This is a genomic window from Paraflavitalea soli, from assembly GCF_003555545.1.
Taxonomy (GTDB): Bacteria; Bacteroidota; Bacteroidia; order Chitinophagales; family Chitinophagaceae; genus Paraflavitalea; species Paraflavitalea soli.
The window spans coordinates 1,893,458-1,918,702 of the sequence record NZ_CP032157.1 but is presented as its reverse complement, the minus strand read 5'-3'; the positions used below and the strand labels follow the sequence as shown (position 1 = coordinate 1,918,702).

The 25,245-nt window shown below is 48.5% G+C and carries 24 protein-coding genes; 13 read left to right on the top strand and 11 right to left on the bottom strand.

The annotated features are described in order from the left end of the window. The first annotated feature begins 162 nt into the window (after window positions 1-162). The 3 genes from D3H65_RS07045 to D3H65_RS07035 are packed head-to-tail and all read left to right on the top strand — an operon-like array spanning window position 163 to window position 2,663. A complete protein-coding gene (locus D3H65_RS07045; RefSeq protein WP_119049581.1) occupies window positions 163-1,173 on the top strand; it encodes a polysaccharide deacetylase family protein in 1,011 nt (336 codons plus the stop codon). A gap of 15 nt (window positions 1,174-1,188) precedes the next feature. Further along, window positions 1,189-1,599, top strand: coding sequence for a Dabb family protein (locus D3H65_RS07040; protein ID WP_119049580.1), 411 nt, complete (start codon window positions 1,189-1,191; stop codon window positions 1,597-1,599). Window positions 1,600-1,604: 5 nt separating this feature from the next. Beyond that, window positions 1,605-2,663 carry an SDR family oxidoreductase gene (locus tag D3H65_RS07035; protein WP_119049579.1) on the top strand — a complete coding sequence of 353 codons (1,059 nt, stop codon included), beginning with the start codon at window positions 1,605-1,607 and terminating at the stop codon, window positions 2,661-2,663. A 14-nt stretch (window positions 2,664-2,677) separates the two neighbouring features. Here the strand turns inward: D3H65_RS07035 and D3H65_RS07030 are convergent, their stop codons facing one another. From D3H65_RS07030 to D3H65_RS07020, 3 genes are all read right to left on the bottom strand, one after another. Then, on the bottom strand, window positions 2,678-3,592 hold the full coding sequence (locus D3H65_RS07030; RefSeq protein ID WP_119054419.1) for a helix-turn-helix domain-containing protein: 915 nt from the start codon (window positions 3,590-3,592) through the stop codon (window positions 2,678-2,680). A gap of 50 nt (window positions 3,593-3,642) precedes the next feature. Next, window positions 3,643-4,479: an SDR family oxidoreductase gene (locus D3H65_RS07025; RefSeq protein WP_119049578.1), complete on the bottom strand. Its 837-nt coding sequence runs from the start codon at window positions 4,477-4,479 to the stop codon at window positions 3,643-3,645. A gap of 141 nt (window positions 4,480-4,620) precedes the next feature. Beyond that, on the bottom strand, window positions 4,621-6,264 hold the full coding sequence (locus D3H65_RS07020; RefSeq protein ID WP_119049577.1) for a serine hydrolase domain-containing protein: 1,644 nt from the start codon (window positions 6,262-6,264) through the stop codon (window positions 4,621-4,623). A gap of 215 nt (window positions 6,265-6,479) precedes the next feature. Here D3H65_RS07020 and D3H65_RS07015 point away from each other — a divergent pair, with 215 nt between their 5' ends. Continuing rightward, window positions 6,480-7,274, top strand: coding sequence for a helix-turn-helix domain-containing protein (locus tag D3H65_RS07015; protein ID WP_119049576.1), 795 nt, complete (start codon window positions 6,480-6,482; stop codon window positions 7,272-7,274). Between the two features lie 54 nt (window positions 7,275-7,328). Beyond that, window positions 7,329-8,438, top strand: coding sequence for a hypothetical protein (locus D3H65_RS07010; protein WP_119049575.1), 1,110 nt, complete (start codon window positions 7,329-7,331; stop codon window positions 8,436-8,438). A 482-nt stretch (window positions 8,439-8,920) separates the two neighbouring features. On the opposite strand, the gene D3H65_RS07005 is transcribed toward D3H65_RS07010, so the two are convergent. Then, complete coding sequence (locus D3H65_RS07005) at window positions 8,921-10,018, bottom strand: glycoside hydrolase family 43 protein (protein WP_119049574.1); 1,098 nt, start codon at window positions 10,016-10,018, stop codon at window positions 8,921-8,923. Between the two features lie 2 nt (window positions 10,019-10,020). Further along, window positions 10,021-11,349: a xylose isomerase gene (xylA, locus tag D3H65_RS07000; protein ID WP_119049573.1), complete on the bottom strand. Its 1,329-nt coding sequence runs from the start codon at window positions 11,347-11,349 to the stop codon at window positions 10,021-10,023. 147 nt (window positions 11,350-11,496) lie between these two features. Between xylA and D3H65_RS06995 the strand changes: the two genes are divergently transcribed. Beyond that, the gene (locus tag D3H65_RS06995) at window positions 11,497-12,333 is read left to right on the top strand and encodes an AraC family transcriptional regulator (RefSeq protein WP_119049572.1); all 837 of its coding nucleotides are present in this window, start codon (window positions 11,497-11,499) and stop codon (window positions 12,331-12,333) included. A gap of 1,471 nt (window positions 12,334-13,804) precedes the next feature. Next, window positions 13,805-14,539 carry a phosphodiester glycosidase family protein gene (locus D3H65_RS06990; protein ID WP_119054418.1) on the top strand — a complete coding sequence of 245 codons (735 nt, stop codon included), beginning with the start codon at window positions 13,805-13,807 and terminating at the stop codon, window positions 14,537-14,539. A gap of 58 nt (window positions 14,540-14,597) precedes the next feature. Here the strand turns inward: D3H65_RS06990 and D3H65_RS06985 are convergent, their stop codons facing one another. Then, window positions 14,598-14,834, bottom strand: a complete 237-nt coding sequence (locus tag D3H65_RS06985; RefSeq protein ID WP_119049571.1) for a hypothetical protein — start codon at window positions 14,832-14,834, stop codon at window positions 14,598-14,600. A 52-nt stretch (window positions 14,835-14,886) separates the two neighbouring features. Continuing rightward, entirely contained in the window at window positions 14,887-15,249 is a 363-nt protein-coding gene (locus D3H65_RS06980; RefSeq protein WP_119049570.1) for a pentapeptide repeat-containing protein, read from the bottom strand. Window positions 15,250-15,645: 396 nt separating this feature from the next. On the opposite strand from D3H65_RS06980, the gene D3H65_RS32820 reads away from it, so the two are divergent. The 4 genes from D3H65_RS32820 (at window position 15,646) to D3H65_RS06965 (ending at window position 18,522) form a co-directional block, all read left to right on the top strand. Next, window positions 15,646-15,804 carry a hypothetical protein gene (locus D3H65_RS32820; RefSeq protein WP_162915462.1) on the top strand — a complete coding sequence of 53 codons (159 nt, stop codon included), beginning with the start codon at window positions 15,646-15,648 and terminating at the stop codon, window positions 15,802-15,804. A 28-nt stretch (window positions 15,805-15,832) separates the two neighbouring features. After that, window positions 15,833-16,480, top strand: a complete 648-nt coding sequence (locus D3H65_RS06975) for a class I SAM-dependent methyltransferase (protein WP_245999694.1) — start codon at window positions 15,833-15,835, stop codon at window positions 16,478-16,480. Window positions 16,481-16,604: 124 nt separating this feature from the next. Continuing rightward, complete coding sequence (locus tag D3H65_RS06970; RefSeq protein WP_119049568.1) at window positions 16,605-17,759, top strand: UbiA prenyltransferase family protein; 1,155 nt, start codon at window positions 16,605-16,607, stop codon at window positions 17,757-17,759. Between the two features lie 55 nt (window positions 17,760-17,814). Then, window positions 17,815-18,522, top strand: a complete 708-nt coding sequence (locus tag D3H65_RS06965) for a DUF4241 domain-containing protein (protein WP_162915461.1) — start codon at window positions 17,815-17,817, stop codon at window positions 18,520-18,522. 48 nt (window positions 18,523-18,570) lie between these two features. On the opposite strand, the gene D3H65_RS32815 is transcribed toward D3H65_RS06965, so the two are convergent. The 3 genes from D3H65_RS32815 to D3H65_RS06955 all read right to left on the bottom strand — a co-directional run bounded on the left by D3H65_RS32815 (window position 18,571) and on the right by D3H65_RS06955 (window position 21,588). Next, the gene (locus tag D3H65_RS32815; RefSeq protein ID WP_162915460.1) at window positions 18,571-18,735 is read right to left on the bottom strand and encodes a hypothetical protein; all 165 of its coding nucleotides are present in this window, start codon (window positions 18,733-18,735) and stop codon (window positions 18,571-18,573) included. A gap of 484 nt (window positions 18,736-19,219) precedes the next feature. After that, entirely contained in the window at window positions 19,220-20,068 is an 849-nt protein-coding gene (locus D3H65_RS06960) for a hypothetical protein (protein ID WP_119049566.1), read from the bottom strand. Window positions 20,069-20,184: 116 nt separating this feature from the next. Next, complete coding sequence (locus D3H65_RS06955; protein ID WP_119049565.1) at window positions 20,185-21,588, bottom strand: chloride channel protein; 1,404 nt, start codon at window positions 21,586-21,588, stop codon at window positions 20,185-20,187. Between the two features lie 251 nt (window positions 21,589-21,839). Here D3H65_RS06955 and D3H65_RS06950 point away from each other — a divergent pair, with 251 nt between their 5' ends. Then, window positions 21,840-22,580, top strand: coding sequence for an SDR family oxidoreductase (locus tag D3H65_RS06950; protein ID WP_119049564.1), 741 nt, complete (start codon window positions 21,840-21,842; stop codon window positions 22,578-22,580). A gap of 39 nt (window positions 22,581-22,619) precedes the next feature. Then, window positions 22,620-23,204: a Crp/Fnr family transcriptional regulator gene (locus D3H65_RS06945; RefSeq protein WP_119049563.1), complete on the top strand. Its 585-nt coding sequence runs from the start codon at window positions 22,620-22,622 to the stop codon at window positions 23,202-23,204. Window positions 23,205-23,360: 156 nt separating this feature from the next. Here the strand turns inward: D3H65_RS06945 and D3H65_RS06940 are convergent, their stop codons facing one another. Beyond that, the gene (locus tag D3H65_RS06940) at window positions 23,361-25,208 is read right to left on the bottom strand and encodes a T9SS type A sorting domain-containing protein (RefSeq protein WP_119049562.1); all 1,848 of its coding nucleotides are present in this window, start codon (window positions 25,206-25,208) and stop codon (window positions 23,361-23,363) included. Between the last annotated feature and the right edge of the window lie 37 nt (window positions 25,209-25,245).

Sequence of the window (25,245 nt, the reverse complement as noted above, 5' to 3'; positions counted from 1 at the left end):
AATGTAGCGGAATTATACCAATAAGCATGGGGAGTTGGGGGCAACTTTGTGGGACGGCAATCGGCAGTCGACAATCGGCAATGCGTCCCGCGGAGTGGGACAAGTTATGCTTCGAGGTGCTGCCCTGGCATGTTGGAACTGAAACTTACTTAAATATATACCATGGACAGAAGAGCATTTTTAACGACAGGATCATTGGGGGCCGCGGGACTGGCGATGCCCTCCTTAAAAGGAACAACGGGGCAAAGTACCCGACAGGAAATGGAGGCTGGCAGGGTGGCGGAAAAGGCTTTCTGGCCCAACAATGCCAGGTTGGCGATTTCTATTTCGCTGCAGTTTGAGGCGGGTGGCCAACCAATCAGTGGCGCTTCAGGATTGATACCGGTACCTATCAAACAAGGGTATCCTGACCTCGCTACGAATTCGTATTTCGATTATGGAGTGCAGGAAGGTATTCCCAGGTTGCTGGACCTGTTTGACAAATACCAGATAAAGGTGACCTCTTTTATGGTGGGGCAAGCGGTAGACAAAAATCCGCAATTGGCCCGGGAGATTGTACGGCGGGGACATGAAGCTGCGGCGCATGGGAAACTATGGAGCTGGCAATACCAATTGTCGAAGGCGGATGAGCGGGCCTGGATACAAAGTGTACAACAAAGTATTTTCAAAGCTACGGGTGTTATGCCAGCCGGTTATGATTGTTACTGGATGCGGGGCAGTGTTCACACATTGAGCCTGCTGCAGGAATTGGGCTTTGTGTACCACAATAATGATCTGAGCCGGGATGAGCCATATGTGCAGGACCTGAACGGGAAACCTTTTGTGACGATGCCTTATACGATCCATATGAATGATATCGGCTCTTATGATTTCCCCGGATTTTCTCCGCAGGATTATGAGCAGCAGCTGAAGGATGAATTTGACCAGTTGTATGAAGAAGGGGCTACGCGCCGGCGTATGATGCTGATCAGTTTCCATGACCGGATATCGGGGCATGCTTCGCGGGTGCGGGTGATAGAGCGGTTCCTGCGGTATGCGCAGCAACATGAAGGGGTATGGTTTGCCCGGAAGGATGAGCTGGCACAGCATGCGCTGGCAACTCCCGGCATCACTCCGCAGGTAGTACGGGAAGTGGCGGAAAAAAGCGGCCTTGCCGGAAATACACATTTATAACTCAAACTCATTCATATGAAAAAGATCGGATTAGTTATACTGGTTATGATCTGCGGCTGGTCGCCGGATACTTCGGCAACTGCTGCGGACAGTACTCACCCGGTAGTTCACATGGTATTGTTTCAATTCAAGGCGGATGCCAGCGCTGAGCAGATAGCGGGACTGCTGAACAGCATCCGGGGTATTGGCAAGGTGATACCTGGTATAGTGGCGGTGACTGGTGGTCAGAATTTCTCAGAAAGATCGAAAGGATATTCGCATGGTGTAGTGATGACCTTTGCCAATGCTGCGGCTTTGAAAAACTTTTATGTGCACCCGGAGCACCAGCGGCTTATCCGGGAACAGATCAAACCCCTATTGGCGGATATGATCGTGGTGGATTATGAAACGGAAGTGAGTCATTCTTCTCAACAACAAAAACAATAATTATTATGGATAATATCAAGCAAACGGCACTGGTAGTGGGCGCAAATGGGGTAATTGGGACGAACCTGGTGGAGCATTTATTATCATTGGGCAATTGGGAGGTGATCGGCCTTTCGCGGAAAGGCGGAGTAGATAAACCGGGATTGCAGCATATAGGGGTGGATTTGCTGGATGCGGCGCAAAGCAAGGAGCAATTGTCGCATCTGACAGGAGTAACGCATATTTTCTATTCAGCTTACCAGGATCGCCCCAGCTGGGCGGAACTGATGGCTCCCAACCTGGCGATGCTGGTGAATGCGGTGGAAGCGGTGGAACCGATTGCGAAAGGACTGCAGCATATTAGCCTGATGCAGGGTTATAAGGTGTACGGAGCGCATCTGGGGCCTTTTAAAACGCCGGCCAGGGAAAGTGATGCAGGGCATATGCCGCCGGAATTCAATGTGGACCAGCAACAATATTTAGAAAGGAAGCAGGCGGGTAAAAGCTGGAGCTGGTCGGCCATTCGTCCTTCGGTGGTAGGTGGTACAGCTTTGGGCAATCCCATGAACCTGGCATTGAGCATTGCGGTATATGCTTCAATCTCCAAAGAGCTTGGATTGCCTTTGCGTTTTCCCGGCAAGCCAGGGGCTTATGACAAGCTGATGGAAATGACAGATGCGGGGCTGCTGGCCAAGGCTACGGTATGGGCGGCCACGAATGCTGCTGCTGCCAACCAGGCTTTTAATATTACGAATGGTGATCTGTTCCGGTGGAATGAATTGTGGCCCAGGCTGGCGCAATATTTTGGTCTGGATGTAGCGCCTCCGCTGCACATGCCATTGCAATCGGTGATGGCTGATAAAGGGCCTTTGTGGCAAGGTATGCAGGAACGATATGGGCTGGCGTCGCATTCCTACGCGCAGTTATCCAACTGGGGATTTGGGGACTTTGTGTTCTCCTGGGACTATGACTTCTTTGCGGATGGCAGCAAGGCCAGGCGGATGGGTTTTCATGAGTATGTGGATACGGAGGAGATGTTCTATAGGTTATTTGATGAACTGCGGGAGCGGAAGGTGATACCTTAGGAGCATGGGTAGGATTAGTTGAAAGATTGTCTGAATTCCATGGGTGATAAGCTGGTTTTGCGTTTGAAAATTTTGTTGAAAGATTGAGGATGTTCGAAGCCGAGGGTAAAGGCTATCTCGGACACAGAGAGTGAGGTGCCGCTTAGCATTTGCTTTGCTTTTTCAATGAGCTTATTGTGGATATGCTGCTGTGTATTCTGACCGGTCAATGTACGCAACATATCTCCCAAATAATGTGGTGTAACATGGAGTTGCTCAGCTAACTGTTGAACGGTTGGCAAGCCGGTAGAGAGTGTTTTGCCGGTATCGAAATAGTCTGATAGCAGGGCTTCCATTTTTATAAGCAGTTCATTACTGGCTGCCTGGCGGGTAATAAATTGTCTGCTGTAATAACGTTTACTATAGTTGAGCAATAGTTCTATTTGTGAAACGAGCACCTCCTGGCTATGCTGGTCAATGGCAGACTCCAATTCCATAGCTATGTTCTTAAAAATGCCGATGATGACATTCTTTTCTTTTTCGGACAGGAACAGTGCCTCATTGGCGGAATAGGTAAAGAAATTGTACCGCTGTATGTTCTTTCCCAAAGGATATTGGCTGATGAGGTCGGGATGGAAGAGTAATGTATAGCCGCTGTAGTCAGCCACAGGGTCGGTTGCTGCAATGAGTTGATGAGGGGCGACAAATGACAGTCCCCCCTCCTCAAAATCATAATAATTTTGTCCGTACTTCACTTTGCCATTGAAATGCTGTTTGTAAGAAACCTTATAAAAATTAAATAGCATTCCTTTTTCGAGTTCCGAGGTCTCTGCCTTGATATTGCTGTAATCGACAAGGCTGATGAGTGGGTGCAAGGGTTTGGGTAAACCCAATGCGCGGTGCAATGCGGAGATGGAATCGAATACGACAGGCTGTTGAGCTGGTTTCATCGGCACATACATTAAAATTGATCAAATTGCTGGTATAGATCTTCTGCAAATTACTGCATTTGTGTGGCCGGTTCGCTATATGGGCTTTCGAGCCGGAGGTAATGGCTGATGCGTTTCCTGTATATTTCGGGGCCTTCTTCGAGTCTTTTGGAATAAATCCTTTCTGCATCCTTGCCGGCAGGGTATGTGTGTTTGTTCTGCTGATCGGTTGCGGACTGGTATACGACGGCTGCTATGTTCTCTGCTTCGGTAAATTCCATAAGGGTGCCGTCGGTAAAACCTTCGGTCATTCTTTTCATTAGTGGATCGTAGGCTTCGTTCTGTGCTATTTTCATTACGTTCATGTAATTGCTTTTGATGCCTCCGGGGGCTATGGTTTTAATTCCGATGCCAAATTGTGCGAGTTCGTAGGACATGCTTTCGCTCCACCCTTCAAGGGCCCATTTGGAGGCATTGTAGATGGAACAAAGGGGATAGGTAACGAGGCCGCATAATGAAGTGGTGGTGATAAAGAGGCCCTGTTGTCTTTGTTTGAAATACGGAATAAATGCCTGGGTGACCCAGATGACGCCAAAGAAATTGGTTTCAAACTGACTTCTTACCTGCTCTTCGGTATAGGATTCGAGGGGGCCTATGAGTCCGTAACCGGCGTTGTTGAATACAACATCGATGTGGCGCCGGCTGATGGCTTCCTGTACGGTTTTTGTGATCTGTAGGGAATTGGTCACATCCAGGGGCAATAGGGTGACATTGGGTAACTGACTGAGCTCGGTCTCTTTTTCGGGAGCCCGCATGGTGGCGATGACGTGCCAGCCTTTTGACTGGAATAGTTTAGCGGTTGCCTTGCCCAGGCCGGCGGATGCGCCGGTAATGAAGATCGTTTTCATACTGTCTGTTTATAATTTTTATTGTCGTGATGTTGACAACACAAAAGTCAGTAGAATCGATAAGCGGCAATAAGTCAAAGCGGAGGATGTTGAAGCCAAAATGAATGTTTGGACTAAGATTGATCAGCCTTTATCTGTTTGCTATTTCACTTTGTCGTACCGCAGGTGGAATACCCTGCCGGCGTTTACTTCAAAGGCGGTGGGCTTTCCTTTTTTGTCGCGGATGAAGCGGATATGGTTCATCCACCAATGGGGGCTGTTGAACTGGTCGGGTGCGATGTTCTTTAATAGTACGGCAGGATACTTGTGGTGCTCCAGGGATAGCTGGCCGTCTTTAAAAGTGATGTAGTAAAAGGCTTCTGTTTCGGGGCTGAAGTATTTGCCCGCAAACTCTTCGGTGATGGCTGGGGCAGTGGCAGGCTGGCGCTTCAGTATCTGTATGGTATTGGGCAGTTCTATTTTGAATTCTGTAATGGAATCGGCCCTGGTGTTCTTGTCATCGAATATGTATACGGCTCCACCGGGTGTTTTGAACCGGTTGTTGTCTACTTTAACCAGTTTTAGTTCGGCGGTAAATCCATTGGGGTTACGCCTGTTGAGTACGCCCTTTTGCCAAATAAACTCTGCGAGATCACCGCGCTCTGAATAGAACCTGCCTGTTATTTTCTTAAGGAAGGTACTGTCGGTGAAATAGGTGTCTGTGGGTTTGGGCTCTTCTTTGGTATCGGTAATGAATACATCAGCAATGAGGTTGGTCAACCTGCCTACATCGGCTGACCCGAAATTGCTAAACACGATGATGCCAAGGTCTTTTTCGGGAAAGCGGCAGGCGTTGGTACGGAAGCCGGCATCTGCACCGCCATGGCTGATCTGTTGCCAGCCTTTGTATTTACCCAAATTGAGGGCAAAGGCATAATTCAGTTTTCTGCCATCATTCAATAAACCCTGCTGGTACATTTTTGCGATAAGGTCCTTCCCTCCTACTGTACCGGTCTCATAGTTGTTGAGCCATTTGGCTTCATCAAGAACGGTGGTAAATAAACTGGTGGCGCCCACGGTGGAGTAACTGAGTACGGCATGCTGGTACTTGCCCTGCCGGAGGAAGTTATAGGAATAGGCCCGCCCGGGAACGATCTCCTGGTAGTTGTCGTGGAAGTGGGTATCCTTCATGCCTAATGGTTGAAAGATATTCTTATCGGCGTATTGGCGAAGGGTGAGTCCGCTTGCTTTTTGTACTATTTCGGCCAGGAGTGTATAGCCGGTATTGCAATAGAGCCATTCATCGCCGGGGTTAAAATTCAGTGCCTGTTGTTTGGATACGAGTTTGATGATATGGTCCTGGGTAATGACATCATCGAGCTGCCAGCCGGCATTGGCGAGTAATTGCCATTGGTCGCGCAGGCCGCTGGTATGGTAGATGAGATGTCGGATGGTGATCTTATGGCCGAAGTCGGGCACATAGCTCAGGTATTTGCGGATATCATCATCGAGGGATAGCTTACCCTCTTTTTCGAGCAACAGGATACAAAAAGCGGTGTATTGCTTGGATTCGGAAGCTATGTGGAATATGGTATTGGGGGTGACGGGAATGGCGTATTCGAGGTTGGCCATTCCGTATCCTTTCTGAAACACGACTGTACCGTTCCTGGTGACGGCCACTGCACAACCGGGCGAGGCGGGGGTATATAATTTAAAGATGGAATCGATCTTACTGGTGAGGGAATCGGGTAAGGTTTGTGCCAGGAGGCTGGCGGGGAAGAGCAGGCAGATAAGGAGGTGTTTCATGAAGAGAAGATAACGATTTTTTTTAGGAATGCAGAATATAGAATACAGAATATAGAATACAGAATATAGAATACAGGATACAGAAGAATACAGGCTTCTGCGTATGGACCAGCGTTGCAAACCTGGGTCAGCATTGGCTGTTGGGGATATGGTGAAGGGTGTTGAAGGACTTTAGCGGGTATTGGTGTATTTAGAATACCTTAGTGGATTGAGCCATGAATTTAAAACAAGGAGAATATTGGGGAAAGAAATTGCAGGCAAATGAAAATAGCCTTTTTCATTTGTGCATTACGGATTATGAACCCTATAAGGTGATCGATAAGCATTATCATGACAATGGGTATGTGAGCATCCTGCTAAACGGTCAATATGTAGAAAAGGGCAGCCGGGATAGTCATGGTATCCTGCAAGGAGATGTTTTGTTGAGGCCTGCGGGATATAACCACCAGAATGAATTCAGGCAAGGAGGCGGAAAGTGTTTCAATATTGAATTTAAGTTAGGCTGGCAGGAGGCTTTTGAAACAACGGTGAAGTTGCCGGATAGCTTTCATCATTATAAAGCAGGCCTATTTCCCTCGCTGTATAAGTTGTTGGTGAACTTCAAGAATAATGGTACGGAAGACCTGGCCTTTGAACTGATCAGTGATTGGGTCTTTGATCTCAACCAGGTGTCGCTGGCCAGGGGAACGCAGCCGTGGCTGGAGAAAGTGATAAGCATCCTGGATAATGAACTGGATGTATTCCATTCGCTGGAATCGCTATCGGGCCGGGTAAATGTGCACCGGGTGTATATGGCCCGGGCCTTTAAAGAGAGGAAAGGTGTCACGATCGGGGAATACCAGCTACAGGTGAAACTCTCGCGGGCGCTTTTTTTATTGCTGCATACGGATCTTCCGATAAGTGATATTGCATTCCGGAATGGTTTTTATGATGATCCTCATTTTGTGCGCTCGTTTAAGTCTATGTATAAAATAGCTCCTCAAAAGTTCAGGGTTTTGGTGAAAAGTTAATCTGGTACAATTGGCTTCAGGTTTTAGGGGCGTTCTTTACAACAAAAAAGCGCCATGGGCATCCGTCAACTGACAAGTGTATTGGTATTACTGGGTTGTATGGGTTTACTCCCCTCCTCTTCTACTGCACAGGCTCCTCCAAGTGACAGTATCAAACCTGATTATAAAACGATTTTTGGTTATTGTCTTGATGGGCGTGTGGGTGCTGCCCTGCCTTTACTGGACTGGGAAAAAGGAAAGAAAGTGTCTGCCAAAGATGCTCAATTCAAGGAAGCATTTGACCGGCGATTTAAGTATGGGGTGGACAGCAGTGATTTCCTGGCATCGAAGAAGTCAGCTATTGATCCGCTGCTGGCGATCTTTCACCGGTATTGGCGGGCTTCGTTGCTGGATGCTTCTACGAAGTATGAGTCTGGTTTTTTGTCGGAGGTAAAGGAGTTCCTTGGTAATACCGTTCCCGGACGGAAGGGACAGGCGATCGCCGATGACAGTGTAGATGCTTATTTCGGGCAGTATATAGCCAGTAAAGGGCTGCATGCCACGAATGGGATCGGCAAGACAGGTCGTTTGTACGATCTGTTGGTATGGCGGACTGAAAAGGATACAACGTATTCTTTCGCGGTCAACAAGGATCGCCTCACTGTAAAAGTGGTGTTCATGGATGATTTCATTACGCTGGGCTGGGAAGAATATGCGACGCTTGGTAAATTGTTTCCAGGTGGCTGGGCTACTGACGAGGCTTTGTTTTGTGTACGCAAGGCTTATGACCTGACGAGTGAGCGTTTTACGATCAGTTACCTGGCTCATGAAGGCAGGCATTTTGATGACTATCGCTTATTTCCCAAACTTAAAAGCAGTGCTGACCTGGAGTACCGGGCTAAACTTACTGAATTGAGTCTGGCGAATCAAAGTCTTTACCAGTTGATCGAATTCTTTATCATGAATGCGAATTACGATAGTGAAAACGGGCATTCGGTGGCGAACTATTGTGCTATCAGGGATCTATCGAAGGCGGTGATGGGGCGTGCATTTGAAAAAGACATGCAACAGTGGAAGAGTATTCCTATGGACCGCATCAATGCGGCTGCGTATAAGGTGTTGGAGGAAAATACGAAGGCGCTGCAGGCGATTGGGCCGGGTGTGGAGAAGTACTTGAAGAAGTAGCATACAGCATATAGAATACAGAATTCAGAAGGAATACAGGGAATGTGTTTGTTAGGTGGGGCCTTTTGGTGGTTAGTTGTTAGGTAGACAAGAATACGATTGTTCCTGGGTTGTACTCCATAGTCGGTAAGTAAATTCCCTTACGGGATGTAGTGTGAATTACCGAAATGGAGTGAAAACAGGTCAAGGGATTTGTTTGGAAGGCGGAATGAGGGCAATTTTACAGCATCAAAACGCTGTTCAATTATAAGTCCTGTAAAGTCCAAAGAGTCGTCCATATCCTGTTGATCACCAATCAACCCCTGACCCCAACGACCCGTAAATAGTACACCTGTGACTTTTTTCTGACCTCTGTAGAAATTTATCGTAGAAGATCATTGACCCTCTGGCGAGTAGCTGGAGGGTTTTTGTTTTTTGGAAAAAGAAACGCCTCCTGTCATCAATGACAGGAGGCGTTTTTCTATTAATAGTGCGCTTTCTACTTATTTCTGTGCGTGGATGGGCTGGATGGTGCCATCTTCGTTGTACTTCAGTTCGGTGACCTTTACATTGCGGAGGTGGGTCTTGCCGGAGAGTTGTACATCGTGGTAAAAGAGGAACCATTTGCCATCCTTTTCAATAATGGAATGGTGGTTGGTCCAGCCTTCCACGGGATAGAGAAAAATACCCCTGTAGGTGAAAGGACCATAAGGATTGTCACCGGTAGCGTATACGAGGTTGTGGGTATCACCCGTGGAATACGAGAAATAGTACTTGCCCTTGTACTTGTGCATCCAGGCGGCCTCGAAGAAACGCTTATCGTTGTTGGCTTCCTTGAACAAATTGCCGGCGCTGTCGAGGATCTTTATTTCCTTCACAGGCTCTGCAAAGGATTTCATATCGGCGGACAGGCGGGCGATGCGTGGCAGGATAGCAAGCTCATCAGGCTTGCGCAGTTTGCCAGCGGAATCGTATTTGTTGTTGTTCCAGCGCTGGAGCTGTCCGCCCCAGATACCACCGAAATACATGTAATACTTACCATCGTCGTCCTTAAAGACGGTGGGGTCTATGGAATAGGCTCCCTTGATGGGCTCTTTCTCTGCTACGAAGGGCCCTTCCGGTTTGGCACTGGTGGCCACGCCTATCCTGAACACATCCTGCTTGTCTTTCACGGGGAAATACAAGTAATAAGTGCCATTGGCGAAAGCTGCATCGGGGGCCCATAGCTGCCGGCCTGCCCAGGGGATATTTTTGATATCGAGGGCTACGCCGTGATCGGTAACGGGACCACCTACGGCATCCATGGACAGGATGTGGTAATCCATCATGTTGAAATGATCGCCATTGTCGTTCTCAGGTGTACCGGTAGCGGTATCATGGGAGGGATAGACATAGATTCGACCATTGAATACATGAGCGGAAGGGTCGGCGGTGTAGATATTACTGACCAGGGGCTGTGACAGGTAGCGGTCCATGCCGGTGGAATCGGTGGGCATGGGTTTGGCGTCGGCCTTTTCGGGCTCGGTATGGCCACTGTCATTGCAACCGGTGATGGCAAGGGCTGCTGAAACAGCCAGGGGTAAAATCGTTAGCTTTTTCATCTTTACAGGTAATTGTTGATGATGTTTTCAATGTATTCCTGTTTACCGCTGCGCGTGGCTGGTTCACCGTTCTTGACTGCATAAGCGCGGAGGTCTTCGAGGGTTGACTTGCCTTCTTCGAACGCTTTGGCTTCTGCACTGTCGTAAGAGCTGTAGCGGTCCTGGCGGATCTTTTTGTACGCGCTCTTCTGCAGGATATTGTCGGCAGTAATGAGTGCGCGGGCAAAAGTATCTATGCCGCCGATGTGTGCATGGAAGAGATCATCGGGATCGGTGGAGTTGCGACGGATCTTGGCGTCGAAGTTGATACCACCGCCTTTGAAGCCACCTCCTTCGAGGATGATGAGCATGGTTTCGGTGAGCTCATTGAGATTGGTGGGAAACTGGTCGGTATCCCATCCATTCTGGTAATCGCCGCGGTTGGCATCCATGGAGCCCAATAAACCTGCATCGACAGCCACCTGTAGTTCATGCTGGAAGGTGTGACCGGCCAGGGTGGCGTGGTTGACCTCCAGGTTGAGCTTGAAATCGTTGAGGAGGTCGTACTGGCGCAGGAAGCCAATTACGGTCTCTGCGTCGTAATCGTATTGGTGTTTGGTGGGTTCGCAAGGTTTGGGCTCGATGAAGAAAGTGCCTTTGAAGCCATTCTTGCGGGCATAGTCTTTAGATGCATGCAGGAAGCGGGCAAGGTGTTCTTTCTCTTTCTTCATATTGGTATTGAGGAGGCTCATGTAGCCTTCACGACCACCCCAGAATACATAGTTCTCACCGCCGAGCGCAATGGTGGAATCCAGGGCAGCCTTGACCTGTGCAGCAGCATGGGTGAGTACATGGAAGTCGGGGTTGGTGGCAGCGCCGTTCATGTAGCGACGGTGTGAGAAGAGATTGGCAGTACCCCAGAGGAGCTTCACGCCACTGGCGGCCTGTTTTTCCTTCAAATACTGTGTGAGGGTGTCGAGTCTTTTGTCGTTGTCGTTGACATCGTTGGAATACTCCACTACATCGACATCGTGGAAGCAATAATAAGGGAGGCCGAGTTTGGTGATGAATTCGAAGGCGGCATCGGCCTTGTCTTTGGCTTTTTCGATGGGGTCTTTCTTCACATCCCAGGGAAAGAGGTGGGTAGCTTCTCCGAAGGGATCGGCACCTGAACCGACGAATGAGTGCCAATAGGCTACAGCGAAGCGGAGCCAGTCTTTCATGGGTTTGCCGGCCACGACTTTGTTCTCATCATACCAGCGGTAGGCCAATGGATTGTCGGTTTGCAAGCCTTCATACTTAATGGCGGGAATTCCTTTGAAGAATTCGGTAGCACCAGTCACAATTTTCATATAATCGTTTTTATGTTTTTATAGGTACTGCAAATATTGGCCGATCCGGGGCGCTTTACAACCGCTAAATTTAAAAGAAAATATGCTATCTTATCAATTGTGGGTACATTTATGGCAAAAGGCTGATAAAATCCTTTCTATTTACTTGTGAAGACGCTTATTCAGAAAGTGGAGCCGGATACCAACCAGAGCTTTGCGTGCCGGGTATATGAGACGCCTCATTTTGAGACGAACTGGCATAAGCATCCGGAGTATGAACTGATCACGATCCTGAAGGGGCATGGTACGGCGCTGATCGGTGACCATGTGTGTGATTACAAAATGCATGATGTGTTTTTCATTGCGGGCAACCTGCCGCACTGGTTCCGGAAGCATCATCCCTCGATGGTATGTTCGGTATTGGTGGTGCATTTTACAGGTGATTGCTGGGGGCCTGGTTTCCTGCAAATGCCGGAGATGAAGGCGATCCAAACGTTGTTGAAGAAGAACAACGGGCTCCTGTTGCAAAAGAGGCTGAAGAAAGGGATCGTGCCGGCGATGCATGCATTACACGAGGCCCGGGGTATTGATAAGCTATTGCAATTATTCCAGTGCCTGCATACGATCGGCACTTCCACGCAATATAAAATACTCACAGAGGATTTCCATGATCCGGCAGTGGCGGTAAACCCGGCGATAGAAAAGATCATCGACTATTCTTTCAAGCATTTCCTGGAGCCGGTAACGCTGGAAGAAATTGCCGGCGTGGCGAATATGACGATCCCTACCTTTTGCCGCTTCTTCAAGAAGAATATCAAAAAGACGTATTTTGATTTTATCCGGGATCTACGGATCAGTCATGCCTGCAAGCTGCTGACGAGTACGAGTAAGCCAATCCTGGAAGTGTGTTATGAAAGCGGGTATAAGAGCTGGGCGCACTTCAGCAAGCAGTTTAAAGAGGTGAAGGCGCAGACGCCGAGTGAATACAGGAGGGAGTTTGTGTAGTCGGCAATCGGCAGTCGATAATCGGCAATGAATACACATTTGCTTTGATTGCACAAGTACCCGGCTATCGGGTAATAGTATTGGCGGGGCCACCGATGCCGTGGGGGCTAAAGGTGGAGTCGGTGGTGAGGAGAAGGCGGTCGTGACGAGGTGATCGCCGAAGGTCTGGATTGCCTGGGCACCATTGATGAGCACTTTGAACTTGCGGGTGCCGGGAGCGGTGGCATAGTCGCGGGAGCGGACCCACAAGGCATAGGTGGCGGCGGAGTCAACTGCAATGGTTGTGGAAGCTGTGAGGGACAAGCTATCGCGGCCCGGTACAAAGGAGGATTGTCCCTTTATTACTTTGTCGCCACTCTCCCACTCTCTTGTCCAACTGCCCAGGCTGGTGAAGGATTCGGCCTCTATCCATAGATCACGTCCATTTGACCGGGTGGTTCCTCTTAGGGAATCGAGGTAATGCAGGAAGGGTGCTGGTTAAGTTTGCGCGGGAATGTTCCCAAGCCATAAGGGCGCTCTATGGCTTACCTGTAAAGGGCCTTATAGTATCCCCAGCGAAATCCCAGGTAAATACTACTACATGGGCCTCTATAAGAGCTCTATAACTGCTCTATAATAGCTCTATAAGAGCTCTATAACTTTTTGAGAGATATCGAATACTTTGTATGTTGTAGTACAAGGGGATTTTCTGGCAGCCTGATTCTGTCACCTGACTTCCGCTGGCTCTTAGCAACACACACACAACATGCACTATGCCAAATTCAAAAGTGGCATGGCTGGTTTGGTTAATTTTGTAATTTTTGTAAAAAATCGACGCACATTACGTCGATTTTTTACATTTTATACAAAATAGACGAAATCGACAATCAGACATTTGGAAACGGGTACCAGGATGTCGTACGTTTGTTGTGAACAGTTACCAAAGCAATCGACCAGGTGGACGGGGCCCCTAAGCCTGGTTGATGGAAATTACTAAGTGTTGTGCAACACTTGCGGATGAAAAGGCTGTTAGCTTTTAGGTGTTAGGTTTTAGGAGTTAGCAGTTGTGTTTTGGGTTTAGACTTTCGCTGTTAAGGTATAGCGATTGGCGGTTGACTGATTGGTTTTTAGCTGTCAACTGAGGGCTATTGCCACTGGTATTGATCCTTTGTTTCCCGGATCTGAATCTAAGTTGAATGGCTGCGGAACATTTACGAGAGGAAGAACGGGATAAAAACAGGGAGGCAGAAGCCAGGATTTGGCTGCTGGTTATAAACGATCATCGCCTGGCCGGAAAGCGGCGGCATCGTTGCGGGCAATTTTGTCTGCGCGTCAGCTTCCGGGTATCCGGAGGGTAAATAAAAACTGTTTCTCTTATCAGAGATATGATAAAGCCCTGCTCATCGGAGCAGGGTTTTTGTTTGTCTGAACTGGGATGGGAGACTTTATGGAAAATAAGAGGCATTGAATCTTTAGTAATCATATGAACTTTATGCATAGATCCATGGGCTTTTTAATGGCTGGCGTGCTGTTGGCCGGGGCTGTTCAGTTATTTGTGTTTGCTCAAACGGCCGCACCTGCAGATGATCGATTTGTAAGCTATACTGTTGATCCCCAAAAGCAAGGGATCAAGTTGTATTGGCGGGATGAGCAGCAGGTGGCTTTCAAGAGCATCGGGAACCTGAAAAACTGGCTCGACGGGAAACACGAGACTTTGGTCTTTGCCATGAATGGAGGCATGTATATGGAGGATCGTTCCCCGCTGGGTCTGTATGTGGAGCAGGGAAAAACGGTAAGGGGGATCAATACTTCCAAAGGGAACGGCAATTTTTACCTGGAACCGAACGGGGTATTTTTCCTGACCGCAGACAATGTGCCGGGCATTTGCCCTACGGCGACTTACAAGAATCAGGGGAAAATAAAATATGCTACGCAGTCGGGGCCTATGCTGGTGATTGACGGACAGATCCATCCGGCCTTTAAGGAGGGCTCGGCCAACCTGAATATCCGGAATGGCGTGGGCATACTGCCTGGCAATCAGGTTGTCTTTGCGATGTCGAAGGAGCCGATCAATTTTTATGATTTTGCTACTTATTTTAAAAGGCTGGGTTGTAAGGATGCTTTGTACCTGGACGGGTTTGTGTCGCGGATGTATTTACCCTCCAGGAACTGGGTACAGACGGATGGGGATTTTGGGGTGATTGTGGGGGTGACGGAAAACCAATGAGGCAATAATGCTCCGATGTTTATAATGTATGTAGGGATTAATTACATGAACTATTGTGTTAGCGGTCAGTCATCAGATTGTTATCGATATATTTCTTTACTTCCACCAGGGCTTTCTGCCTGGCAGCATGGTCTCCTTCCACGAAACTGCAATCGACGGTCTTAAGAAGTATCTTAAAATTATCCCCGGTATCATCTTTGTCTTTGATGCGAATGTAGCAGGCGTCGCTGTCATCTGATCTTACTGCCCAGAGTTGGAACTGCTTGTAATCTTCTATTTTATGTGGTGAAAACATGGCTTTTTAGGGCATATGTTGCAATTCTTATACCTGGGGCCGGAGGTAACGGCTATGGTTGGATTGGGATATGATCATCGGGATCGACGAGTTCGATGCCGAGGCAATAGAGGAAGGAAAGGGCTTCTGGCAAGGAAAATCTTGCGCCGGTGAGTTTGTTGGTCCTGGGATCGATGGCATAGTTGAGGGCGCCTACAAAGTCGGCCTTGGTGAGGATGGTATTGGAGAAAGTGGCGCCGCGGAAATCGGTGCCCGTGAATACGGCCTGGGTAAGGTCGCAGTCGGTGAAGTCTACCTCATCGGCGATACAATGGGTGAGGCGGATCTTTTTCAATTTCTTTCCATAAAAGCCAGAGTAGCTTAAACGGCTGTTGGAAGCAGTAATGGTAAAGGGGCTTTCGGCTTCCGTCCACATGATGCCTACGGCCTTTGTATTACGGAGGGTGATGTTTTTGAATAACTGATGTTCTCAAATTTCTTATTGTTGTGTATTACATCTTCTTTATCGCTGCCCATTTGAAAAAAGTTTACACTGTTTGGTACTGCGGGTTATTGCGGTGGCAAATGTAGGGGTTCCTGCTGCAAGTAGTTCGGGGATGAAGCAGGTGAAATGTTGCTTGTGGAAAACACAGGGGATAAATAAGTGGCAAGTCCTTAAAACTGCGGGGCATAAGTATTCGTATTGGAAAGCTGGTTATGCCTTACCGTAATTAGCGCCCGGATCCTGGCCTGGATTTGGAGTTTTGGGGCTGTCCGGTAAGTTTAGTACGATTTATCAACAATGCCTTAACTTTAAGGAAATGCTTGTTGTATGGATAATAAACTGTTGTACTGGTTACCGGTAATAGGTTTTATCATCTGCATTGCCCGTTATGAGCAGGAGAACAGCATGAGTGTATTTTGGTGTTATTACCAGGCGGCGATGGTGATCGGATTTATTGCGACGGTATCGATCCTGACATTTTGGTAAATAACGGACAAGTTTAGATTCTGTAACTTTGTTGCAAAAGCAGGATTTAGCCATGGACAATACTACGGATCGCCCGGAATTTTGGGAATCAGCTTTCAACGAAAAACAGGAAATGTGGGGCTTTGAGCCATCAAAGTCTGCCGTATTGGCGAAAGATCTTTTCGTCCAGCAATCCATAAAAAACATCCTCATTCCAGGCATTGGTTATGGGCGGAATGCGCAGCTTTTTCTGGACAACGGAATGGCAGTAACCGGGATCGAGATCTCAAAGACAGCTATTGAAATGGCCCGAAAGCATTACGGAACAGGTATGATCATACATCATGGTTCTGTAACGGATATGCCATTTGATGACAATGTATATGATGGGTTATTTTGCTATGCGTTGATCCATTTGCTGGACAGCAGCGAAAGAGCGAAGCTAATCAGGGACTGCTATGATCAACTTGCCGAAAATGGTTATATGGTCTTTGTGGTCATTTCGAAAGCGGCTCCTACCTACGGGCAAGGGCAGCTTATCAGTAAAGACCGCTATGAAATGTTTGGCGGGGTTAAGTTGTTCTTTTACGACCGGGCGTCGATCCAAGCGGAATTTGGAGCGGCGGGATTATATGACATCTCTGAAGTAACGGAGAATTATCCTTTCTTTTTCATTACCTGCAGAAAAGAGGGCTAAAGAGAGTGCAGGCTTGCTTGTGGATTGCAGGGCACCGGTTGGGCCGACCTGGTGGTATTAATTATTGAAACTTATGTATATTGGTGTCTGAGCAAATATAACACACCTACCCCTCCCCTCCGACATGATAAATTCTTCAAAACCTACTGCGCTAATCTGGACAGTCTTTGGGACAGCAGTTGCTGTATCGTGGCTGGCGTTTATCGTTTATTTCCCGGTGCTGATAGGGCTGGCCATTTGGTGTGGCGCATTGCTTTATCTATTCATTAAACGAACGAAGCTAAAATGGTGGCTGTTGCTTGTCTCTGCCTGGGTGATTGTACCCCTGTTGAGCTTTGTGGCGGGTAGTAGTGCGTATTTTCAGGGGAAGGCTACCATCGAAACATTTGGGCTGCCTGATGAAGAATTTTACAATCTTGATCCTGATCTGCGTGTCTGGTACAGCACCTCGGGTTGTGTAGTGATGGAAACAGAACCCTTTAAACAAACGCCGAACAATTGGGCAGTACGATTCTGGACGAGGCTACTGGGGCCTCAAAATGATGTTTATAAAGGGGGATATCCTACCAGGGAAGAAGTGGCAGGCTATATCGGTCAGGGTAAACGCCTACATTATTTTCAGTCGGGGGATACTGTTTCCTTCGACGAACCCGGGCAACCCTTGTTGTTGGAAGTGAACCGCTACAATGACCTGGATATATTTCGAAAGACAAGTACTGCTGTGTTGTTTGAACTTAACAAGGAGTGTTTACTGGTTCAGCCTGTGGGAGAAGGTGTCGAAAATGTAGTCTTCCTAGCTGATAAACGAGGTGGAAAAATATTTGCGCGGTATTATGATTATCCTGCTGTTGCTGCAACGGTCTATGGCATCGATACTGTCTATAAAATATCTTCCACGCACCAGCCCTATATGGTGACGGGACATTTTAATGCTGACGTACAATTGGATACGGTTATCTTGGTAAAACATGGTGTAACGGGTGCTGTTGCATTATACATAAAACATGGCGGCGGGCCATCTTTCGTGCTGAAAAATGGGGAGGATGTGGGCGGCCTATTTGAAGACCTTCAATGGGTGGGCCAGTTGGCGGTGATTAAGAAAGGGGAGGTGATCTTCAACAATGTTGTTGATGGGGAGATAGTTGGTGAGCAGCAGGTGCCAGACAACAAAAAGATCAGACTAGAGCAAGACGGTATTTTTGTGCATGAAGAGGAAGGCGGCGGTGGAGGTATCTTATACTTTAAACAAGGTAAATATGTATGGGTGCAACAGGATTGAATATAGGACATTAACAGTCTCTGCTATTTTTCTACTGGTGTTTTTGGCTTCCTGTATGAGTTATGATCAACCACGACTTGGGGTGGCGGAGGCTGTACTGGAGGAAGCTGACACCTCCAAGCCTGTGGTCACCACTTCTTTTCAGGGAACCACGCTCCCGCCCGTTTTTGAGGCGGCGTTTATAGCGGGCACCAAGGTATTGCAAGGAGAAATGGCCTACACTTTTTACAAATACGATGTTGGTAGTATTAAAATTGAAAGTGGAAAGATCATTGCGGGGGACCCTATTGTGATGCATGATGCCTCGCCCTTTACGGAGCTGTTTCCCATTGGTCGTTTTCCCGTTCATCTGGCGCTGGCTAAAACCAAAGATGATGAAAGGGTTGCTTTCAGCAGGATCGTTTTTTCTGAAAACCCCATTGTGCGTTGGGAGTATGCTTTAAAGAAAGGACAAAGGCCCATTTCGATCAAGGATACCAGTATTTATTGCTATGGCGTAGATGCGGGCATTGGCCTGTTCATAGACTCAGTCGCCAATTACTATTTCAATCAAAAGAAGGCATCTGACTGGGAGGCGGTTTTTATTGAAGACGAAAAATTGATTCGCCGGGGTTATATGCACGAGTTTGAAGGGCATAACCTGGCTACTTTTACCACGGGCTATGGAGATGGGTGTTATGCCACTTATATTGGTTTTGATAAGGGTGGACGTGCATGTCAGCTATTGACTGACTTTGGACTGGTTGCCTGGTGGAGGCTTTAATGGAGGTAATGAACCTTATGACCCAGTGATATCCTTCAGACAGGTGCATTATTCCACTACCCAGCGCATACAGGCAATATACCAGCGGTAAATACTACATACCGGTTTCCCTTTGTTTTGTGCAGGTTGCCAACCTTTTATAGTGAGCAGTTTTTTGATCAATCGCTCTTTACAGGTGTTGGGTACTTCGCTGTCTATGATGGTTGCTTTCATCACGTCGCCTTTCCTGTAATGCGGCTGCACGACCGGGATACGAAGCTTCTACTTCTACCTTCTTCCAAACTTTACCACACAGCAACGTTTGCTGCATGTAAGTCACTAAGGAGGAAGAAGGGTTGGACCGCAATATCCATAAAAAAAGCCCCTCCGGGAGGGGCTCAATCATTTTGGACGGGATCAGAATCACTTAACCTGGTTTTCAGAGACATTGGACTGGATAATGGATCTTAAACTGTTGATCAAATGATAAGGTTCTTGTTGGTCTTATAGGGTACGGATCGCCTTTTGTTGGCTGGTTTTACTTAGGTATTGGGTGGTCTTACCGGAATTGGATTGTTTGAAACGCTATCATTTGATTAACTACACTAAAACTACTGCTCTCCCTCTACAATGTCAATAGGAAATCTACGATGAACCAAGATTTTTTGGATTTAATGGATGAAGGAGAACTGGTGCGAAGTGACACGTACCATGATGCTCAGGACCTGGAAAACCATATTTCGTAGTGGCCGGGCCGGGTGCCCCTGCCTGTGCCGGGCACTTTTTGTGGGGTATCGTTGATCTTCAGACCAAGGTTCATGCTCTTTAACAGGGTAATGAGGCGAAGGGCCTGATCGAGCTCTTCTTCGCGATAATACCGGACTTCGGTAGCGGCGGGAATAAGGGTGCGCGGGTTTTTGCCCACATTTTCAATACCGGGTGCAACAAAATTTTCATTGCGCAATACAGACTGGACGGTAGCGGCCAGGGGACGCTGTGATTCCTCCGGTATCTGAAGGTAGACCCTTGGGGTGAGGGAAGCGGAGGCGCCTGTTGAGACAAGTGGACCTTGCTTTATATTTATTTTTTCCTGTAACTGTTCTTTCCGTTGTTCCTGTTCAATTGTGGGGTGGCTAATGGTATCGAGTTTGGCTTTTTCTCTTTTATCCCGAAGGTATTCTGCATATTCGATCTTAATGGTATCATGGTAATTGCTCCATGACTTTTTCATCTCTCCGCTGGGTGCTACGATGGACAGGTATTTGGATAATTGGAAGCGTTGTTCAATGCCATCTACTTTCTCTACATCATCGACATAACGGTCGAAGTATTCCAACTCTTTTACGTCCTGTTCTCTTTCTTTGAACATGTCGGATACCACGAGCGTGACGGTGGCAATAGCTACGGATACAATAGCATATTTAAAGAGCTCTATCATTTTATCGAGCTTGGCTGCATCGACCTTTCCTTTGAGTATGATATAAAAGGCCACGAAAAGGGCTATGACGGTGATACCGATAAAAACACTGTAGAGTATGAATGAAATGGTTCCGGTATTGGCAAACATAAGGCTGTTTTAAATGAGGTTATTGCTAATGCATCCCAAAGCTACCGGAAGCCTGAGGGGTGAAAAAGGGTCTTTTAACGGGAAAAGTCATGGAGGGTAAGGCGCGTGCGCGGTTGTCAGGAGGCTTCCTGCTCCCGCGGTTTGTGTGGGTCTGTGGATGAGGAGTTTGCCGGGGCTTCTTCGTGGAGCACTTTTTTCAGGTAATTAATTTTGAGGTGATCGTAAAAGGAATGCCTGTCGATGATGAGGGCCGCGAGACTGGCTATCATACCAGCCAGCATGAGGTGAAAGATAATGCTGTGGCGGTTGGTCATTTCGAGCACCAGGATTGCGGAGGTAAAGGGGGTACGGGTAACGCCGGTGAGGAATCCGGCCATGCCGGCAAGGATGAGGATATTGGTATCCTGTGGAGAGAAGGTATGCCATCCGGAAACCATGGAGCCAATGCTGGCGCCAGCGCTAAGGGAGGGTGCAAAAACGCCGCCTGCGGCCCCACTGGTAAAGGAGGCGATCAACCCTTCGATGCGCATGAGTGGCAGGTACCAGGGGACTTGTTTGTCGCCGGTGAACAGGGTTTGGGTCATGATCTCTTTGCCGGAGCCTATGGCGCTGGCATGCATGAAATAGCCTGCTGTGGCCACCAGGAGACCGCAGGCGAGTAAATACAGGATGGTTTGGCGTTGGCGTGTAAAGGTGGATTTCCACCGGATGATGGCGACGATTATCTTAGACATGATGCTGCCGAGTAAGCCGGTAATGATAGCGACCAGGATGACCCAAAAAAGGATGGTATATGTTTGGCTGTCCACGTCGGGGAAACCGAGGTATAGATAAGGACCTAACAATGCCTGAGCAGTGAGGCCAGCGATAATGATGGCGGAAAAGAGGGCGGTCTTGAAGTAGCTGATATGTGTTTTGGTGAGTTCTTCAACGGCAAATACGATACCTCCCAGTGGTGTATTAAAGGCGGCGGCCAGTCCGGCTGCGGCGCCGGTCATGATCATATTACGCTTGGAAATCTTCGGCCACCAGGCGGGGAGCCAACGGTTGATGGTGCGAAAAATAGAGGCTGAGATCTGTATGGTGGGGCCTTCCCTTCCGACAATGCCACCACCCGCGACCATCAGGAGGCTAGACAATATTTTAATACAAATGATCTTCAGGCTAAGTAGTTTATCGACCTTATCATGGTGTTTTGGGGTAGCGAGTTCTATAGAGGCCATGACCTGGGGTATACCGCTTCCTGCGGCAAAGGGAGCAAAGCGGTGTACGAGCCACCAGGCGATCAGAAAGCAGGCAGGGGTAATGATGAAAAGGAAGACCTTGCCGTGGAGGAGTATGTAATGGGTGATGTCTTCTGCCCAGGAAAAGAGTTTAGCATAAAATACGGCCACCAGGCCTGCTATGAGGGCAGCGAACCAGAAGGGCAATGCCTGCAGGAGGTTTGTCTTGAGCCGTTCATTGCTGATGCGGTCAAAATACTTTTTGACGTAGTGGCGTAATTTATGGAGGACGGACATTATAAATAAGGTATTAGCAATTAGCTATTAGCGGTTAGGTTTTAGCCTGTGGCTGTTAGCTGTAGCCGATCAACAGCAATTGCCGTGCCTATGGCCGCGCAGCAAGTACAGTGATCACTCTAAGGGGCGGATTAGAGCGATATTAGAATGGGATTAAAGTGTGTGGAGGTTGCGGGCTCCATTCGCTTTTTACCAAATGGTAAATAAGGACCGATAAACCTGGGAGACCTTTGTGTTCTAATATTTAGCAAATGGACAAGCAACAGAACAAACATGGATTGCAGGATGCCCGGGTGGTGATCCTGGGCGGTACTTCGGGATTGGGATTGGCTACGGCCATTGCGGCTGCTGAACAAGGGGCACGTGTAGTAGTGGCCTCCAGTAATCAGCAGCGGGTGAACAAGGCTTTGCAGGAATTGCCTGCTGGCAGTGAGGGGCATGTGGTCAATCTTGCTGACGAGGTGATGATCCGCCAATTTTTTAGCAGGACAGGGCAGTTTGATCACCTGGTGTATACGGCGGGGGAAAATATCAGCCTGGCCATGCTGGCTGCTACGAATATCCCACAAGCGCGGGACTATTTCACCTTGCGTTACTGGGGGGCTTTTGCGGCAGTGAAATATGCAGCGCCGCTGATCAATGCGGGTGGTTCGATATGTCTGACAGGTGGTATTGCCAGTTTGCGCCCGGGTGCGGGCTGGTCGCTGGGGGCGAGCATTTGCGGGGCCATGGAGGGTTTTATGCGGGCTATGGCGGTAGAATTGGCGCCGATACGGGTGAACCTTGTATCGCCGGGGGTAGTGAGAACGAACTTGTGGGATAGTTTGTCTGCAGAAGACCGGGATCAATTGTATACTTCGGTAGGCAATAGGCTGCCGGTGAAGCGTGTGGGGGAAGCGGCCGATATTGCAAAGGCTTTTGTGTACCTGATGCAGCAGGCGTTTTGTACGGGGCAGTCGCTGGTAGTGGATGGAGGAACAGTGTTGGTGTAAGGGAGCCGATCGCGCTGAATAGACTAACTTGGGATGGTTATGGAATCAAAAGCATTTGACCAGTTGATCAGTTACCTGCAATTATTCAAAGATATTCCTTTGGGTGACCGGGGTATTATCCGTGGGCATATCCGTTTTGCTTCAGTGAAAGAAGGAGAAGTGTTGTTGGCGGAAGGCAAGACAGCGCGGGAGCTGTACTTTGTTTGTGATGGCATTTTAAAGATCGTGACGATCAATGACAGCGGGAAGGCAGTGACGCAATTCTTTCTGAAGAATAACCAGTTTTGTACGATCCTGGACAGCCTTACGCATAACCGGCCGTCGCAGGAGAACATCATTGCGGCTTGTGATACGCAGCTGATCGTGTTTACCAGGGAGCAACTTCATGCGCTGTATGGGATCATTCCCTATTTTAAGGGGCTTATCGGGGACATTACGCAGCAGGGGTTGCTGGATAAGATCCAACTGCGGCATGCACTGATGGGAGAAGATGCCACTGCCCGGTATAAGAAGTTCCTGTTGCGGCAACCGGAGATCGCCTTACGGGTATCACTGAGTGATATTGCTTCTTACCTGGGCATAACGCAGCAATCGCTGAGCCGGATCAGGAAGCAGTTGCGGTGATATTTTTAAAGAGTTAGTATTTATAGTCAGGTGTTGGCTTACTCTTTTTCAGTTAGACTACCATCCCTTTACAGAGATATTTAAATTAAACAGGGCCAGCAAATGACTTCCTGATGGATGCCGATTTGCCGGCCCGTATTTATTGGTACGCAAGTATTACTCTTTCATCAGTTTGAGCCTAAACTGCTCTCCTCCTCCTTCTACACGTACAAACAGCCATCCTTTGGTGACAGTGGACAGGTCGAGCGTGTGGGTATTGCCCTGTACACCGGCGAGGGTTTTTCTTATCCTGCCTGCGGCATCAGATACGGTGATGCGGTAAGCGACGCCCGCTTTGCCGTTCCAACTGAGGCGGGCGCTGGTGGTAGCAGGGTTGGGCCAGGCTTTCAGTTCGCCGTTGCCAGCTGCTGCATTTTCAGTGGCTTTACCGGGCGCAGGATTGGTGGTAAAGCTGCGCAGCCCACTAGCAGGCGGCGTGACCATCCATAACCACCGGTTGTTGCTGCTGTCGCTGCCCAGCAGGGAAAAGCAGCTATCCCAGGTAATGGCATTGTGTCCGCCACCTGTTTGGAGGGTGATGCGCTTATCGCCATTGAGGGCATTGTAATGGTCGGTAGAAGCTGATGGAGGTGTGCTGCTATTGGCATCGCTGGCGCCATGCCATACCCAATGGCGTTTGCCCACACTGTATGCGCTGATCTTGCTGTAAATATTGGACCAGGTGGTGGACACACCAATGGTGGTTGAGAAGATGTTGCGGTATGGGCTGGTATTGTTCTGGTCGTTGGTGAGGTACCCCCACATTCTTCCCACTCCATGGCTAACGCCGGCTATATGGAAACGATTGTGGTTGCTGGTGTCGATGGTTTCGATATGCTCCAGAAAATAGCCAATATCATTGGTGTAGGCTTCCAGCCAGTAATTGGCATTGTTGGGAATGGTGAGTACTTCCCATACAATGGTATCGCCAGCGCCGCGTACGGTGCGGCCATTCCAGTTGATACCGGCATCTTCAAATAGTTTCTGGGGTGCATATATCTGATAATTGGTGGTATCGATAATGGCATCGCCGGTGAAGGCTACGAGGATATGGCGTTCGCCGCAGCCTGGTGCACGAAAGTAGCCGTGCTGGCGGCCGTTGAATGTCCAGCTGACCTGGGTGCCGGGCACATAATTGGCGGGTCCCCCGGAACCGGGGCATAATGGTGGTGGTGTAGCGGTATCGGGTTTGGCTACCATCCAGAGCCAGGTGTTGGTGGTGGTATCGACCCCTTTGAGGGAATGGCAGCTATCCCAGGTGGTGCTGTTGTGGCCAGCGGTGGAAGTAGGTGTACTTTGCTGAAGTGTCCAACGTTTGGGCTGGGCCATATTATTGTAATTGTATAAGGAAAGATTGGGATGGGTTTGGCCATTATCGTCCACTCCCACCCATACCCAGTTGCGTTTGTTGCGCGAGGTGTTGGCGAGCATGGCGGAATCCTGTTGCTGGCCTGATAAGCTGATGGTGGTAGAGAAGATGTGGCGGTAGGGACTATTGTGGCTTTGGGCGTTGGACAAATAATTCCAGAATCGTCCTACGCCGTGGCTAAGACCTGATACATGGAAGCGGGCGTGGTTGCTGGTGTCGATGGGGGCAATCTTCGCAAAGAAAGTATCAATGGCTCTTGCGTAGGGCTCCATATAGTTGTCATTATGTTGGGGTACAGTGAGTATCTCCCACACGATGGTGTCGCCAGGTGCGCGCACGGTGCGGCCATCCCAGTTAATGCCGTTATCCCTGAGGAGGTTTTGGGGCGCATTGGTCTGGTAATTGGAGCAGTTTGTTTCACCCCAGCCGGTGAAAGAAAGCAGGATATGGCGTTCGCCATTGCCGGCGGCTTTAAAATAACCATGTTGTATGCCATTGATCGTCCAGCAGACCTGGGTGCCGGGGACATAACCTGATGGTTGAGCGAAGGTAAAAGTACACAGCAATAGCAGGGGAATGAGGATAATTTTTGCCATAGGAGCAAACGTTTTTAGTTAAGGTTAATGGTTTACA